The sequence below is a fragment of the Pseudomonadota bacterium genome, assembly GCA_016195085.1.
In the GTDB taxonomy this organism is placed as follows: Bacteria; Pseudomonadota; Alphaproteobacteria; order SHVZ01; family SHVZ01; genus JACQAG01.
In genome coordinates, this window is sequence record JACQAG010000009.1 from 1 (window position 1) to 14,117 (window position 14,117).

Below are 14,117 nucleotides of genomic sequence, written 5' to 3' on the forward strand. Positions count from 1 at the left end.
CAAGCTGGCGGCGGCGGTGGGCAAGGACGGCGCCGCCGAGCACCTCGCCGACGCCGCGCATCTGCTGCTCGACCAGGCACGCCTGCTCGAAGGCGAGCCGCTGCCCGACCCCGCCGCCTTCGCGCGCCGCCTGACAGCGGTGATGGCGCGCGGCGTGTAACGTACGCAGTCTCGAAACGGCTGCTGCTGTGCAGCCATCAGCATAGTCGTCCTTCGATATTTGGATCGTCATTGCTGAGCCGGGGACGTCTGCGTAGGGGCCGGTTTCCAACCGGCCCGCATTTGCGCCGATGGCACCGGCGCCGGGCGGGTCGGCGACCCATAGGCGCTAACATAAGGCGGCTCTGTTCGCGTCGAGTTGTCGTCGTCGTCGTCGTGGCGGATCGGCGAGGTGGCGGTGGAGCCGGGGCGCGGCGGCGCGGCAGGTCTCGAAGGTGAAGGGCCCGATGATGGCGGCAAGGATGACCGTCTCAAGCAGCATGCGCTGGACGCGCCAGAGCGAGGTCGTTCGCTGCGGGGCTGCGGTCGGCGCAGGGGGGAGAGTCGAGGAAGAGTCCTGTCATCTCTTCCAGCAGCAGCGCGGCGATGAGCTTGGCGTAGATCCAACATCGGGCGAGATCGGGGTCTTTGGCCGGCAGTTGGTCGAGATGCAGGAGGCTCTTCAGCCGCTTGAAGAGGAGCTCGATCTGCCAGCGCAGGCGATAGAGGGCGAGGATATCGGCGGCGGTGAAGCTGGCGGCATCGAGCGAAGTGAGCAGCAGCACGTAGCCGGCAGCGCGCAGGGTCTGCGGCTGCAGCGTCTTGCCCTGCTTGCGGCTCTTGCGGCTGGCGCGGCGGCGGCTGCGTTCGGCCTCGGCCGCGCTCAGCCGCCGCGCCACCAGGCGTACCGGCAGAAGCTGCGTCTGGGCGCGGTCGCGCGAGATCGTCAGCGACAGGTCGGCCGTGCCCTGCTCGGGCACGGCGTCGAGCGCGGCGAAGAGATCGAAGGGCGCGCCGTCCGCGTGGCGCAGCCGCACGGAGTTCCAGCCCGTCCGCACGATGAAGTCGGCGCCGCGGGCTGCCACGTCGGCCAAGTCGCCGGCCTTGGCGTAGCCGCGGTCGCCGATCTCGATGTCGCCCGGGCCGCAGGCAAACCGGCCCAGGCTCTCGCTGCCGCGCCCGTCGCTCAACTCCAGTTGCTCGATGCGCGGCTGCGCGCCCAGCCGGCAACCCACATGCACCCGCCAATCGGTCTTGCGGCTGCCCGGACACGACAGCGTCGTCGCGTCGACCAGACGCCAGCGGCGCTCGCCACCCGCGCCAGCCGATCCCGACAGGCGGGCCGACAGAATGGCGCCGACGATCTGGCCCAGCCAGTCGGCCGCGCCGCGCAGCCGATTGAGCAGCGCCACATTCGAAAGCCGGGCCAGCGCCCCGACCTCCGCCCACGCCGCCGCGCCCCGCAGCGACAGACCGCACACCGCGTAGCCGAGCGTCAGCCGCAGCAGACTCGCCGCGTCGCGCACCCCCCGCCGGCGACGCAACGCCCCGCTCGATCGTGCCGAGGCCTCCAAGTCCAGCGTCGCCGGCAACAGCGCCAACAAACTGGACGGCTCCATGTCAGTGATTCGTTCGGGAGTCATCCCATCTTGAATCACAGCCCGATTCCGCCCGTCAATCCCTTATGTTAGCGCCTATGGGTCGGAGACCCACCCCTACGCATTTGATGAGCGGATCGCAGTCACTCCGCCGCCGCGGGTCGCGCCTTCCACGAATCGACGTAGTCGCGCCACTCGACGCCCTGCGGCATCTCGGCGATGGTCAGCGAGTCTCGGGTATCGAACATGACGGCGACCTCGTCGAGCATATGGCCGCCCTTCGCCCTCTCGGCCAAGGCCCAGGCCTTCGGATGCGGCCCGTGCGTGAAGCCGCAGGGATGCAGCGTCATCATCCCCGGATGGATGTTGTCGCGCGACATGAATTTGCCGTGGTGATAGAAGATCGCCTCGTCGTAATCGTCGTTGTTGTGGAAAAACGGCAACTTTAGCGCGCCGGGATCGCTCTCGGCCGGCCGCGGCGTGAAGGTGCAGACGACGAAACGGCCGGCGAGGAAGGTCGTATGCGCCGAGGGCGGCAGGTGGACGCGGTGGCTCATCAGCGGCCTGATATCACGCCAGTTGAGCCGCACCGGCGCGAGATCGCCGTGCCAGCCGACCGCGTCGAGCGGGTTGAACGGATAGGTGACGGTGGTGAAGGCGCCGTTGCGCTTGATGACGACGCGCGTCTCGTGCTCACCTTGCTGCGCGTGGAACGCCTCGTCAATCGCTGGCACGTCGAGCACCGCGGGATCGAAGATGGCGTGGCGGCCGACCAGCCCCTTGTCCGGCAAGCTGTAAGAATCGTTCGTCGCCTCGGCGAGCAGCGCGGTGACTGGGCTGCTCGCCTCGATCCGCCACATCGTGCCGCGCGGCAGCATGATGTAGTCGCCGGCGCGGAAGGCAAGGTGCCCGTAGTCGCAGAATAGATGCCCCTCGCCCTCGTGAACGAAGATCAACTCGTCGCCGTCGCCGTTGCGCGCCAGCGCGTCCATGCGGCCTTCCATGCGCCAGTAACGCAAGCGGACATGCGCGTTGTAAAGCAGCTCGGTCGCCTCCCACGGCGTGTTGGAGAGGTGGTTGATTCTGGTCAGATCGAAGGCGCGCGGCCGCAGATCGCCCTGCCATTGCGTCCAGCCGGTCGGCGGATGGGTGTGATGCATCTGCGTCGCCGGGCCGAAAAAACCATCCTTGCTGATCTCGCGCTCATAGGTGCCAGCCGGCATGTCGGCATGGGCCTGGCGCGACGCGCGGCCTTCGGCGCGCGGGAAGGAAATCCAGTTCTTCATGACTTGATCACTCCTCTGCGGATTTGATCGAGCTCGATCGATTCGAACAGTGCCTTGAAGTTGCCCTCGCCGAATCCCTCGTTGCCCTTGCGCTGGATGATCTCGAAGAAGATCGGACCGATCACCGTCGTGGTGAAGATCTGCAGCAGCAGGCCGGCGCCTTCGGTCGGCGCGCCGTCGATGAGGATCTGGCTCTTCTTGAGCCGCGCCAAGTCCTCGCCGTGGCCGGGCAGGCGCGCGGCGATCATCTCGTAGTAGGTCGCCGGGGTCGGCATGAACTTGACCTTGGCCGCGCGCAACCGATCGATGGTCGCGTAGATGTTGTCGGTGCCGAGCGCGATGTGCTGGATGCCCTCCCCTTTGTAAGCGGCGAGATATTCCGCGATCTGCGACTTGTCGTCGGCCGACTCGTTGATCGGGATGCGGATCTTGCCGCACGGGCTGGTCATCGCCCGCGAGCGCAGGCCGGTGACCTTGCCCTCGATGTCGAAGTAGCGGATTTCGCGGAAATTGAACACGCGTTCATAGAATTTCGACCACTGATCCATGCGTCCGCGATGGACGTTGTGCGTCAGATGATCGATATAGCTGAGCCCGGCGCCCTTCGGCTGCGGCTCGACGCCAGGCAGCGGCCGAAAGTCGATGTCGTAGATGCTGCCGACCGACCCGTAGCGATCGACGAGATAGATGAGGCTGCCGCCGATCCCGGCAATTGCCGGAATGTTGAGCTCCATCGGCCCGACCCGCCCCTCGACGGGCATGGCGCCGAGCGACAGGGCGCGGCGGTAGGCGGCTGCGGCGTCCTTGACGCGGAACGCCATGGCGCAGGCCGACGGGCCGTGCACGCGGGCGAAGGACTGGGCGAAGCTGTCGGGCTCGGCATTCACCACGAAGTTGACGTCGCCCTGGCGGTAGAGCAGCACGTTCTTCGAGCGATGCTTCGCCACCGCCGAGAAGCCGAGAGATTCGAACAGCCGGCCGAGCGCGCGCGTATCGGTCGCCGTGTATTCGACGAATTCGAACCCGTCGGTGCCCATCGGGTTGGGACCGATGGCGGCGCGCGCCGCTTTGACCGAGGGCCGCGTCCGCGGCCGGAGCGCTAGTCTACGCGGCACTTTCGCCGCCGGCTTTGCTCTGGCAAGCGCCATGATCTTCGCTCCTTCGCAGCGCAATCATTCGCGCTTCGGACCCCTTGACTGCGGAGTCCTTGACGCGGCGATACGTGTCAGAATAATAGTTACAAATGAAACTAATTGCAACCGGAATCGCCGAATCCGAGGCCGGCCCCGACGAGCCGTTCCGGCTCGAGCGGTTCATTCCTTATCGACTGTCGGTGCTGACGAACCTGCTCAGCCGCGCAATCGGCCGGCTCTACGGCCGCCGCTTCGGCCTCGCCATTCCGGAGTGGCGCGTCATGGCAGTGCTCGCCCGCTTCGCCCCACTTGCGGCGGCCGAGCTTTGCACCCGTACGGCGATGGACAAGGTCCAGGTCAGCCGCGCCGTGGCGCGGCTCAAGGCGGCAGGGTACATCGTGCGCTCGGTCGACACCGCGGATCGGCGGCGCTCGCGGCTGCGGCTATCGTCCTCGGGCCGCGCCGTGCACGACGCCATCGTGCCGATGGCGCGCGCCGCCGAAGCGAAGTTCATCGCCGATCTGGCGCCCGCAGACCGCGCCACGCTGGACCGGCTGCTCGGCCTCCTGCTTGATCGCGCGCAAACGCTCGACGCTGCCGGCAACATTGCCGACAAGACGTAGCCGCGGCTTCCGACCGCGAGGCAACCACCGATCGCTCCGACCGTTAGGTCGGTTACGCATTGACAGACCAGACCATGGCCGTCGACGGCAGACGGCGATGCGGCTCAGATGTAATAGCTCGTGAGCGGCGGGAAGCCGTTGAAGCCGACCGAGGCGTAGGTCGTCGTATAGGCGCCGGCGGCCATGATCTGGATCTTGTCGCCGACCGCGAGGTCGAGCGGGAGCTGATAGCCGGCGGCATCGTACAGCACGTCGACCTCGTCGCAGGTCGGGCCGGCCAGTACGACCGGACCCTTCGGCCCGCCGTCATGCGGCGTCTTGAGGCGATACTGGATCGCCTCGCCCATCGTCTCCGGCAGCCCGCCGAACTTGCCGATGTCGAGATAGACCCAGCGCCGCTTGTCGTCGTAGCTCTTGGTCGAGATCAGCACCACCTCGGCCTGGATCACGCCGGCATCGCCGGCGACGCCGCGGCCGGGCTCGACGATCATCTGCGGCAGGTTGTTGCCGAAATGCTCGGTCATCGCCTTCATGATCGCTTCGCCGTAGGCGTCGAGCGTCGGCACCCGCGTGCGGTACTTGGCCGGGAAGCCGCCGCCGAGATTGATCAGCTTGAGCTCGATGCCCTTTTCGGTGAGCGCGGTGAACAGCATCTTGGTCTTGCCGAGGGCAACATCCCACTGCTTCAGGTCGCGCTGCTGCGAGCCGACATGGAACGACACGCCGTGCGGGTCGAGGCCCATGTCGCGGGCGCGGACCAGCAGGTCGCACGCCATATCGACGTCGCAGCCGAACTTGCGCGACAGCGGCCAGTCGGCACCCTCGCCGGTCATGAAGATGCGGCAGAACACGCGCGCGCCCGGTGCCGCACGCGCCAGCTTGTCGAGCTCGGCCGGGCTGTCGAAGGCGAACAGATTGACGCCGTGGCGGAAGGCGGCGGCGATGTCCGGCTCCTTCTTGATGGTACTGCCGAAGGACAGCCGCTGGGCGCCGATACCGAGCGCCATGCACTGCTCGATCTCATAGATCGAGGCAGCGTCGAAGTTCGAGCCGAGTCCCTCGAGCACGCGCAAGATCTCCGCCGCCGGATTGGCCTTCACCGCATAGTAGATTTGCGCCAGCGGCAGCGCCTTGTGCAGGCGCTTGAAGTTGTGAGCGATGACGTCGAGGTCGACGACGAGGCACGGCGACGGCGGGTTTTGCTCGGCGAGAAATCGCGCGATCTTCGGTGTCATTTTCTTCGTGGTCCTTTCCGCACGAGAAGCGAGGCTCGTGGCGGCCGAGGACGGTGCGCGCGGCGTGCGGGCTTGCGTGCGGTAACTTGCGGTTCCCGACCTTGGCCGATCACCGAGTCGCCCCGGCCCCAGACCAAGTCGGTTCCAACAACCAGCATGCCCACCTCCTGCGCGAAACCGTCCAAATACTCGGCCGGCACAAGGGAAGGACGCCTAACGTCGTTGCTTAAACCACCGGGGGCCAGAGGCACGTGCGGATGCGTCGAGTCCTATATAGCGAAAATCTGGTGTATGAAAAGTAAAAAAGCGATTTCGAGGAAAATTTTTCTACTGCGGCGAGTCGGATCGGCCTGTCCCACCAAATCTGACGATCGGCGCGCGGTGACGGCCGACAAAATGAGCAAGCGGGATCAAACGACGCCCGGGTAGTCTCGGCGGCGCCGGAGGAAGCATGAGCAAGCCCGACACCACCCGTGACTACGGCCGCCGCATCGAGCGCGTTGTCGCCTTCATCGGCGCGCATCTCGATGACCCACTCGATCTCGGCCGACTCGCTGAAGTCGCCTGCTTTTCGCCATACCATTTCCACCGCGTCTACCGGGCCATTGCCGGCGAGACGACCGCCGACACGCTGCGGCGTCTACGACTGCATCGCGCCGCCTATGGCGCGACGCCGGCGGCGTACCGTAAGCGCGGCCGGCTCGTGTCCGTCGGTCCCATCCCCGTAACACAGGAGAGTCTCATGTACGAAGTCTCCATGCGCGAGCTCGCACCGGTGCGTCTTGCCGCGCTGCGCCATGTCGGACCCTACATGGGGATAGGGCCGGTGTTCGAGCGGCTGTCCGCCTGGGCGGGCGGGCGCGGCCTCATCGGTCCGTCGACGCGTGCCTTCGGCATCTACTACGACAATCCCGAGGCCGTGCCCGCGAATCAGTTGCGCTCAGATGCGGGCATCACCGTCGGCCCTCAAGTTGAGGTGGATGGCGATGTACGGTTGATCGACCTCGCCGGCGGGCGGCACGCGGTGTTCGTTCACAAGGGACCGTACGCCGAGCTCGAATCCGCCTATCGCTGGGCCTGCAAGCAGTGGCTGCCGCAGAGCGGCGAGGAACCGGCCGACCGGCCGTGTTTTGAGGAGTACCTCAACGATTGCCGGGCCTTGCCGCCAGCCGAATGGCTCACGGCGATCTGCCTGCCGCTCGCCGAGCGTGGACGCAGCGCGATGGCTTCGTGAGATGTTGGCATGATGTCACGGACCGGCAGAGCGCGGTGCCTCGCGGCGGCTACCTTGTTGGCGATCGGCACTAGCTTGCCTCCCGCTAACGCAGAGGGCATGACGGCCGGGCTTGTCGGTCGTACCTTGGTCGATCCCGTCGAAGGCGGGCCGATGTCGGTCTTCGTCGCCTATCCGAGCAGCGGGCCCGGCGGCACGGCGCAAATCGGCCCATACACGATTGAAGGCGCGCGCGGCGCGCCTCCGGTGGCCGGCCGCTTTCCGCTCATCGTGATCTCGCATGGCACCGGCGGGTCTCAGCTCGGCCATCACGACAGCCTGACGGCGCTGGCGCGCGCCGGGTTTGTCGCCGTAGCTGTCGAGCATCCGCGCGACAATTACCGCGACGACAGCGGATTCGGCACCGATCTGCAGCTCATTGGCCGCCCGCATCACATTGTCGCCCTGATCGACGGGGTCCTTACTGATCCCACCCTGGGCCCAACGATCGACCGCGCGCGGATCGGCATGGCCGGCTTCTCGGCCGGCGGCTACACCGCCCTGGTGGTCATCGGCGGCCGCCCAAATTTCGCCCTCCGCGCCGAGTACCGCCAGGCCGTGCCCGACGATCCGTTGATGGCCCGCGCTGCCGCTGCTGGCTCGGCGCTTCGCAAGTCGGGGCTCGAGCTGGTCGGCGACCCGCGTGTGCGCGCCGCCTTCATCATGGCGCCGGCGCTCGGCTTCCTCTTCGACCAAGCGGCCCTCGCCGAATTGCGCGTGCCGGTGCGGCTCTATCGCGCTGGCGCCGACGAAGTACTACGCCACCCATGGCATGCCGAGCGGGTGCGGCAAATGTTGCCGACGCCGCCGGAATACGAAGTGATCGAAGGGGCTGGGCATTACGTCTTCCTCGCGCCGTGCGCCGAGGCCCTAATGGACGCGGTGCCGGAAATTTGCCGCGATCCGCCCGGCATCGACCGCGCTGCCATCCATGCCCGGCTCAACGCCGAGATGGTCGACTTCTTCCGCCGCGCCTTAGGCCAACCGTAGTCGCTTTGATCTGAGCGACGCTGATTGCCAGCCCGGCCGGCCATGGTATAACCGCCGCGAGCGGCATTTCGCCGCGCTCTCTCACGGCGAACGGATTGCGCGTGGCTTCCCGACCGACGATCTCCATTCTCAGCTTACCCAGCGTCAATATGCTCGGTGTGCGGCAATCGCAAATCTGCGGCCGCGAGCAATTCCGGCATCGCTCCTATGTAAGTCCCGTCGCCCACAGCGTAATCTGCGGCCTGGGGTGCCACGGTTACCTCTACGCGCTCGCTGCCTTGTCGCGCATCGTCGGGGGCGAAGCCTGATGCCAGAAAAGAAATTCGCAGTCGATCCAGACCTCATCCGCAAGCTTGCCGAAATCCTGACCGAAACTGGTCTCGGCGAGATCGAATATGCCGAGGGCGAGCGGCGCATCCGCGTCGCCCGGCCGGCGGCGCATGCCGCGGCAAACTCCACGCCGCCCATGGCTGCGGCGACGATCGCGGCCGCGTCGGCTGCTCCGTCGAGCGAATCCGATGCGCCGCCGCCGGGCGCCATCACCTCGCCAATGGTCGGCACCGCTTTTCTCGCGCCCGAGCCCGGAGCGACTCCCTTCATCAAGGCGGCGGAGAAAGTCAAGGAAGGGCAGACGCTGCTGATCATCGAGGCGATGAAGGTGATGAATCCGATCAAGAGCCCGCGCGCGGGGACGGTATCGCGAATCCTCGTCACCGATGGCGCGCCGGTCGAGTACGGCCAGCCCCTGCTGGTGATCGAGTAGATTTCGGACCGGGCCATTGGACGCGCCCGCGCATGTTTGAGAAAGTCCTCATCGCCAACCGCGGCGAAATCGCGCTGCGCATCCACCGCGCCTGTCACGAATTGGGCATCGCCACGGTTGCCGTGCATTCGACAGCGGATGCGGATGCCATGCATGTGCGCCTCGCCGACGAAAGCGTCTGCATCGGCCCACCGCTGGCGCGCGACAGCTATCTCAACGCCCACGCCATCCTCTCCGCCGCCACCATCACCGGCGCCGAGGCGATTCATCCGGGCTACGGCTTCCTTTCGGAGAATGCCGACTTCGCGGCGATGGTCGAGGAGCACGGTTTCGTCTTCATCGGGCCGGCGCCCGAGCACATCCGCATGATGGGCGACAAGATAATGGCCCGCCGCGCCATCGCCGGCCTCGGCATCCCGGTGGTGCCCGGCACCGGCGGGCCGGTCTCCGACGCAGGCGCCGCTCAACAATTCGCCGACTCCGTCGGCTACCCGGTGCTGATCAAGGCGGCCGGCGGCGGCGGCGGCCGCGGCATGAAAGTGGTGGCGGATCCCGGCGACCTCGCCGAAGGACTCAAGCTCACACGGGCCGAGGCAGCGTCAACGCCTTCGCTCAATGCCGGCCAGCGCGACGAGCTCGGCGCCATGGCCTGCAAGGCGCTGGCCCAACTCGGCTATCGCAATGCCGGAACGCTCGAGTTCCTCTTCGAGGACGGCCGCTTCTACTTCATCGAAATGAACACGCGGCTACAGGTCGAGCATCCGGTGACGGAAATGGTGTGCGGTCTCGACCTCGTGCGCGAGCAGATCCGCATCGCCACGGGCGCGCCGATCCCGTTCCGCCAGGACCAGGTGAATTTCAGCGGCCACGCCATCGAATGCCGGATCAACGCCGAGGATCCGCAGACCTTCCGGCCCTCGCCCGGCCGCATCAACGAATATCACCCGCCCGGCGGGCTCGGCGTCCGCGTCGATTCGGCGCTCTATTCGGGCTACCGCGTGCCGCCCTACTACGACAGCATGGTGGCGAAGCTCATCGTCCATGGCACGACGCGCAACGAGTGCCTGATGCGTCTCAGGCGTTCGCTTGATGAATACGTGATCGGCGGCATCGAGACGACCCTGCCGCTGCACCGGCGCCTCGTGCGCGCGGCGGAGTTCATCGACGGCACCTACGACGTGCACTGGCTGGAGAAATTCGTCGGCCGGGCGGGTTGAGCGGCCGCGGTCTTCCGGCGTTTCCAGCCGCCGGCTCAGCGAATCATCGCGCGCAGCTTGGAGGAGAGTAGGTCCGCCGCCAGCACCAGCACCAGGATGACGACGACGCAGGTCGCCGTGTCTTCATATTTGAACAGCTTCATGCTGCTGATCAGCTCGAAGCCGATGCCGCCGGCACCGACCATGCCGAGGACGGTGGACACGCGGATATTCGTCTCGAAGCGGTAAAGGATGACGCCGATCCAGGCGGGCATCACCTGCGGCAGGACACCGAAGACGATGCGCTGGAGCGTGCCGGCGCCGGCCGCGCGCAAGGCGTCGAGCGGCCCCTCGTCGATCTCCTCGATCGCCTCGGCGAAGAATTTCCCGAGCATGCCCGCGCCGTGCACGGCAATCGCCAGCACGCCGGCGAACGGTCCTAGCCCGACCGCCGCAACGAAAACCAGCGCCAGAATAATTTCATTGATGCCGCGCATCACGTTGAGGACCTGACGCAGCAGGTGGAAAACGCCGGCATGCGGCGACAGATTGCGGGCGGCAAAGAAGCAGACCGGCAGGGCGAGGACGATGCCGAGCAGCGTGCCCCACAGCGCAATCTGGATCGTTTCGACCGCCGGCCGGATCAGGTTCTGCGCGTAGGCGAAATTGGGCGGCAGCATGCGGCCCAGGAAATCGACGATCCACGGCCAGCCCGCCGCCAGCGTCGACAGACTCAATTGCGTTCCAACCGCGGACCACCACAGCGCGCCGCCCGCGGCCAGGCCGACGGGCAGCGTGATCCACCAGCCGAGCGGCCCGCGCGGCGGGTTGGCGACGAAACGGAGTCCGGCCATGCTCATGTCCCTGCCTCCTTCTCGCGGCGCGCGCCATCGCCCTCGCCGCCGCCGCGAAGTCGCCGCTCGTGAATACGGCGGGCGGCATCGAGCACGTTCGGATCGTCGAGGCCCGGATAGATGCGCCGAATCACGTCGGCGCCGACCCCGGACGGCGCGCCGTCGTAGACGATCTCGCCCGCCGACAGGCCGACGACGCGCTCGGCGAACTCGAGGGCATAGTCGATCTGGTGCAGATTGCACAGGACCGCGATATTCGACTCCTTGCAGCTCTGCTTGAGATAGGACAGCACGACGCGCGAGGTCTTGGGGTCGAGGCTGGCGACCGGCTCGTCAGCCAGCATGAATTGCGGCTGCTGCGCCAGCGCCCGGGCGATGCCGACCCGCTGCTGCTCGCCGCCGCTCAGGCGATCGGCCCGCTCGCGCGCCTTGTGCGTGAGATGAACGCGCTCCAGGCAGTGCATGGCGATCTGCACGTCGGTCTCGGGGAAAAGCTGGCAGATCGTCATGAGTTGCGGCAGATCCGCCATTCGCCCGACAAGCACGTTCTTGAGGACGGACAGCCGTTTCACCAGATTGTGGTGCTGGAAGATCATCGCCACATTGCGCCGCAGAAGGCGCAGGTCGCGGGCGTTCGACGCGAAGGTCGTGCCGTTGACCGCGATTTCGCCGGCGCTCGGCGCGGTCAGCCGGTTGATGCAGCGGAGCAGCGTCGATTTTCCCGCGCCGCTCGGCCCGAGCACGACCACGAACTCGCCCGGGCCGATCGACAGATCGACGTGCTTGAGCGCGCGATGGCTGCCATAGGTCTTGTCCAGCCCGCGTATTTCGATCATGAGCGCACCCCCCTCGTCGCGGTCGCCGCCCGCGACGACCGCCCTGCCGCCGCCGCCGGCTATTTCTGCTTCTTGAGATCGATATTGGCGAGCTTCGCCGTCTCGCGCACCACGTCATAGGCGGCATCGCTGGTTTCGCGGAAGCCGTTGAGCTGGCCCTGGTCGGACCAGTTGAGATTCTTGACCGCCAGGAACGCGGTCTTGACCCGCTGCTTCAGCTCGTCGGGCAGATCCTTGCGCCAGACCATCGGCGACTCCGGAATCGGCGCCGAACGCCAGACCACATGGACCAAATCGGCCTTGATGAAGCCCTTGGCCACCGCGGCATCGTAGATGCGGTCGGCGATCGTCGCCGCATCGACCTTGCCGTTGGCCACCGCCACCGCGTTGGCATCGTGCGCGCCGGTGAAGATCACGTTCTTGAAGTCGCGCTTGGGCTCGATGCCGGCCTTGAGCAGGCCGGCGAGCGGGAATGCGTAGCCGGAGGTCGAGGCGGGATCGACGAAGGCGAAGTTGCGACCCTTGAGGTCATCGAGCGTTTTGATGCCGCTCGATTTCAGAGTGATGATCTGGCTGTGGTAATAAGTGCGGCCGGCCTTGGCGGTCTCGGCGATGACGAACGCCTCGACCGGCGTCACCGTCGTCGCCAGCACGTAGGAGAAGGGTCCGAGATAGGCGATGTCGAGATGCTTGGCGCGCAGCGCCTCGATCACGCCGTTGTAGTCGGAGGCGACGAAGCCCTGGACCTTCATGCCCAGGTTCTTCTCCACTGCGTCGAGAATGTCCTTGCTCTGCGCCAGCATGGCGCGCGAATCCTCCGATGGGATCAGCCCGACCCTGAGGACCTCCTGCGCTGAAGCGGCGCCGACCGATGCGGCGGACCACGCCGCAGCCAACATGAGCGATACGAGTCCGTGTCCGATCTTGATCATGGCTCCCTCCCGAAATGATTCTGTTGATTCGAATGTTGCTTCTATGCCCTCTGCGTTGCGTTGCGATGACGCCTCCTCAGCGAAGCGCCGACCGCTTGCCGATGAAGTTGCGCCCCCTCTCGCCGGCCAGCGCAGAATCGATCAGGCTCTCCCACTCGCCTTCGGCGATCCCGTAGTCGACCGCGCGCGTCGAAACGCCGAGTGCGCCGAGGAAGGCCGCCAGGCGCCGCGCGCCGGCGTCGAGATCGGCGCCGAACACCCGTCGCAGCGACGCGTCGCAAACCGGGTCGTGGCCGATCACGCTGCGCATGACCATAGGCAGGCTGAACGAGCAGGCGATGCCGTGCGCGATGCCGTGATGCAGTGTGAAGTGATAGGACAATGAATGCGCCAACGCCGTCTTGGTGTTCGAGAAGGCGAGCCCGGCGAGCAGGCTGGCGCGCGCCATGCGGGTACGCAACGCCAAGTCGCCGAGATTGCGCGACAGCGGATCGAGGCATTCGAGGATCTCGCGCGCCGCGACCTCGGCCAGCGCCGACGACACCGGATTGGCATTGACGTTCCAGATGCTTTCGAGTGCATGCGACAGCGCATCGAGCCCGGTACTGACGGTGAGCCCGCGCGGCGCCCCAAGGGTGAGCGTGGGGTCGATCAGCGCGCATTCGGCATATAGCGACGGGTGCGTCAGCGAATGCTTCTTCTTCCCCGCGGTATCCCAGACCGTCGCCCAGCACGTCACCTCGCTGCCCGTGCCGGCGGTCGTCGGAATCGCGATGATCGGCAGGCGCCGGAAGCGCTCGGCGCCTTGGCCCGTCGCGAGATGGCGCTCGACCGTCGCGAAGTCGCCGCCGGCCGCCGCCAGTACCTTGGCCGCGTCGAGCACCGACCCGCCGCCGAGGGCGACAATGACCTCCGGCGCCGTCGGCACTTCACCCAGGACGCGGCACGACGCGGCAAGGCCGTCGAAGTTCGGATTGGGATCGATGTTGGAGACGACGGCGACCGGCTTCCCGGCAAGCGCGCCGACGCGCCGCGCCAGTTCGGCGAATACGCCGTTGTCGGAATATGTAACGAGGGCGTAGCTGCGGCCGCCCAGCTTCGCCGGCAGCGATTCGAGCGCACCGGGCCCGAAGCTCACTTCGACCGGGTTGCTGAAGCGCCACACCGTTCACTCCTTCGCCGACGCGGCTATCCTCGCGATCGCGGTTGCAAACTGTGGCACCCGGCGTATCATCAAACCAATACAAAGTTTTTCGCAAAACCATATAAAAAAGCTATGCGATACAGCCAGCTCCGCTCCTTCCACGCGGTCGCCGAGGCGGGTAGCTTCACCGCCGCCGCGCGCGCCGCGCGCGTGAGCCAGCCGACGATCACGACGCAGGTGCGAGCGCTCGAAGCGCAGTTCGGCGTGGAGTTGTT

The 14,117-nt window shown here is 66.6% G+C and carries 16 protein-coding genes; 8 read left to right on the forward strand and 8 right to left on the reverse strand.

All coding sequences use genetic code 11. From position 1 onward, the window contains the following. Positions 1-160 (forward strand): hypothetical protein (locus tag HY058_02855; GenBank protein ID MBI3496226.1); only part of this gene is annotated, 160 nt, incomplete at its 5' end. Between the two features lie 310 nt (positions 161-470). Here HY058_02855 and HY058_02860 read toward each other — a convergent pair. The 3 genes from HY058_02860 to hppD form a co-directional block, all read right to left on the reverse strand. Next, positions 471-1,598: an IS4 family transposase gene (locus HY058_02860; GenBank protein ID MBI3496227.1), complete on the reverse strand. Its 1,128-nt coding sequence runs from the start codon at positions 1,596-1,598 to the stop codon at positions 471-473. A 122-nt stretch (positions 1,599-1,720) separates the two neighbouring features. Beyond that, positions 1,721-2,863 (reverse strand): homogentisate 1,2-dioxygenase, encoded by a 1,143-nt coding sequence (locus tag HY058_02865; protein MBI3496228.1) that lies wholly within the window; start codon positions 2,861-2,863, stop codon positions 1,721-1,723. Beyond that, entirely contained in the window at positions 2,860-4,011 is a 1,152-nt protein-coding gene (gene hppD / locus HY058_02870) for a 4-hydroxyphenylpyruvate dioxygenase (protein ID MBI3496229.1), read from the reverse strand. Before hppD ends, HY058_02865 begins: the two co-directional genes overlap by 4 nt. 95 nt (positions 4,012-4,106) lie before the next feature. Between hppD and HY058_02875 the strand changes: the two genes are divergently transcribed. Further along, entirely contained in the window at positions 4,107-4,619 is a 513-nt protein-coding gene (locus HY058_02875) for a winged helix-turn-helix transcriptional regulator (GenBank protein MBI3496230.1), read from the forward strand. 104 nt (positions 4,620-4,723) lie between these two features. Here HY058_02875 and HY058_02880 read toward each other — a convergent pair whose 3' ends face one another. Next, positions 4,724-5,854, reverse strand: a complete 1,131-nt coding sequence (locus tag HY058_02880; GenBank protein MBI3496231.1) for a type III PLP-dependent enzyme — start codon at positions 5,852-5,854, stop codon at positions 4,724-4,726. Between the two features lie 451 nt (positions 5,855-6,305). On the opposite strand from HY058_02880, the gene HY058_02885 reads away from it, so the two are divergent. The 5 genes from HY058_02885 (at position 6,306) to HY058_02905 (ending at position 10,097) form a co-directional block, all read left to right on the forward strand. Further along, the gene (locus HY058_02885) at positions 6,306-7,088 is read left to right on the forward strand and encodes an AraC family transcriptional regulator (protein ID MBI3496232.1); all 783 of its coding nucleotides are present in this window, start codon (positions 6,306-6,308) and stop codon (positions 7,086-7,088) included. 99 nt (positions 7,089-7,187) lie between these two features. Next, a complete protein-coding gene (locus HY058_02890; protein ID MBI3496233.1) occupies positions 7,188-8,117 on the forward strand; it encodes a hypothetical protein in 930 nt (309 codons plus the stop codon). 149 nt (positions 8,118-8,266) lie between these two features. Continuing rightward, complete coding sequence (locus tag HY058_02895; GenBank protein MBI3496234.1) at positions 8,267-8,425, forward strand: type II 3-dehydroquinate dehydratase; 159 nt, start codon at positions 8,267-8,269, stop codon at positions 8,423-8,425. Continuing rightward, positions 8,425-8,880: an acetyl-CoA carboxylase biotin carboxyl carrier protein gene (gene accB / locus HY058_02900; GenBank protein MBI3496235.1), complete on the forward strand. Its 456-nt coding sequence runs from the start codon at positions 8,425-8,427 to the stop codon at positions 8,878-8,880. The genes HY058_02895 and accB overlap by 1 nt, the downstream gene beginning before the upstream one ends. A 32-nt stretch (positions 8,881-8,912) precedes the next feature. Next, on the forward strand, positions 8,913-10,097 hold the full coding sequence (locus HY058_02905) for an acetyl-CoA carboxylase biotin carboxylase subunit (GenBank protein ID MBI3496236.1): 1,185 nt from the start codon (positions 8,913-8,915) through the stop codon (positions 10,095-10,097). Between the two features lie 35 nt (positions 10,098-10,132). On the opposite strand, the gene phnE is transcribed toward HY058_02905, so the two are convergent. The 4 genes from phnE to HY058_02925 form a co-directional block, all read right to left on the reverse strand. Continuing rightward, complete coding sequence (phnE, locus tag HY058_02910) at positions 10,133-10,936, reverse strand: phosphonate ABC transporter, permease protein PhnE (GenBank protein ID MBI3496237.1); 804 nt, start codon at positions 10,934-10,936, stop codon at positions 10,133-10,135. Beyond that, positions 10,933-11,766, reverse strand: a complete 834-nt coding sequence (gene phnC, locus HY058_02915) for a phosphonate ABC transporter ATP-binding protein (GenBank protein MBI3496238.1) — start codon at positions 11,764-11,766, stop codon at positions 10,933-10,935. The genes phnE and phnC overlap by 4 nt, the downstream gene beginning before the upstream one ends. A 59-nt stretch (positions 11,767-11,825) precedes the next feature. Then, entirely contained in the window at positions 11,826-12,698 is an 873-nt protein-coding gene (phnD, locus tag HY058_02920) for a phosphonate ABC transporter substrate-binding protein (protein ID MBI3496239.1), read from the reverse strand. Positions 12,699-12,774: 76 nt separating this feature from the next. After that, on the reverse strand, positions 12,775-13,863 hold the full coding sequence (locus tag HY058_02925) for a phosphonoacetaldehyde reductase (GenBank protein MBI3496240.1): 1,089 nt from the start codon (positions 13,861-13,863) through the stop codon (positions 12,775-12,777). 111 nt (positions 13,864-13,974) lie between these two features. Between HY058_02925 and HY058_02930 the strand changes: the two genes are divergently transcribed. Further along, the coding region (locus tag HY058_02930; GenBank protein MBI3496241.1) for a LysR family transcriptional regulator at positions 13,975-14,117 on the forward strand (143 nt) is incomplete at its 3' end.

Bases quoted from the DNA above. Each gene is read 5' to 3' on its own strand.
- HY058_02865 (MBI3496228.1), bottom strand. From the start codon at position 2,863: ATGAAGAACTGGATTTCCTTCCCGCGCGCCGAAGGCCGCGCGTCGCGC.
- HY058_02890 (MBI3496233.1), top strand. From the start codon at position 7,188: ATGACGGCCGGGCTTGTCGGTCGTACCTTGGTCGATCCCGTCGAAGGC.
- HY058_02895 (MBI3496234.1), top strand. From the start codon at position 8,267: ATGCTCGGTGTGCGGCAATCGCAAATCTGCGGCCGCGAGCAATTCCGG.
- phnE (MBI3496237.1), bottom strand. From the start codon at position 10,936: ATGAGCATGGCCGGACTCCGTTTCGTCGCCAACCCGCCGCGCGGGCCG.
- phnC (MBI3496238.1), bottom strand. From the start codon at position 11,766: ATGATCGAAATACGCGGGCTGGACAAGACCTATGGCAGCCATCGCGCG.
- HY058_02875 (MBI3496230.1), top strand. From the start codon at position 4,107: ATGAAACTAATTGCAACCGGAATCGCCGAATCCGAGGCCGGCCCCGAC.
- accB (MBI3496235.1), top strand. From the start codon at position 8,425: ATGCCAGAAAAGAAATTCGCAGTCGATCCAGACCTCATCCGCAAGCTT.
- hppD (MBI3496229.1), bottom strand. From the start codon at position 4,011: ATGGCGCTTGCCAGAGCAAAGCCGGCGGCGAAAGTGCCGCGTAGACTA.
- HY058_02885 (MBI3496232.1), top strand. From the start codon at position 6,306: ATGAGCAAGCCCGACACCACCCGTGACTACGGCCGCCGCATCGAGCGC.
- HY058_02905 (MBI3496236.1), top strand. From the start codon at position 8,913: ATGTTTGAGAAAGTCCTCATCGCCAACCGCGGCGAAATCGCGCTGCGC.
- HY058_02860 (MBI3496227.1), bottom strand. From the start codon at position 1,598: ATGGAGCCGTCCAGTTTGTTGGCGCTGTTGCCGGCGACGCTGGACTTG.
- HY058_02880 (MBI3496231.1), bottom strand. From the start codon at position 5,854: ATGACACCGAAGATCGCGCGATTTCTCGCCGAGCAAAACCCGCCGTCG.
- phnD (MBI3496239.1), bottom strand. From the start codon at position 12,698: ATGATCAAGATCGGACACGGACTCGTATCGCTCATGTTGGCTGCGGCG.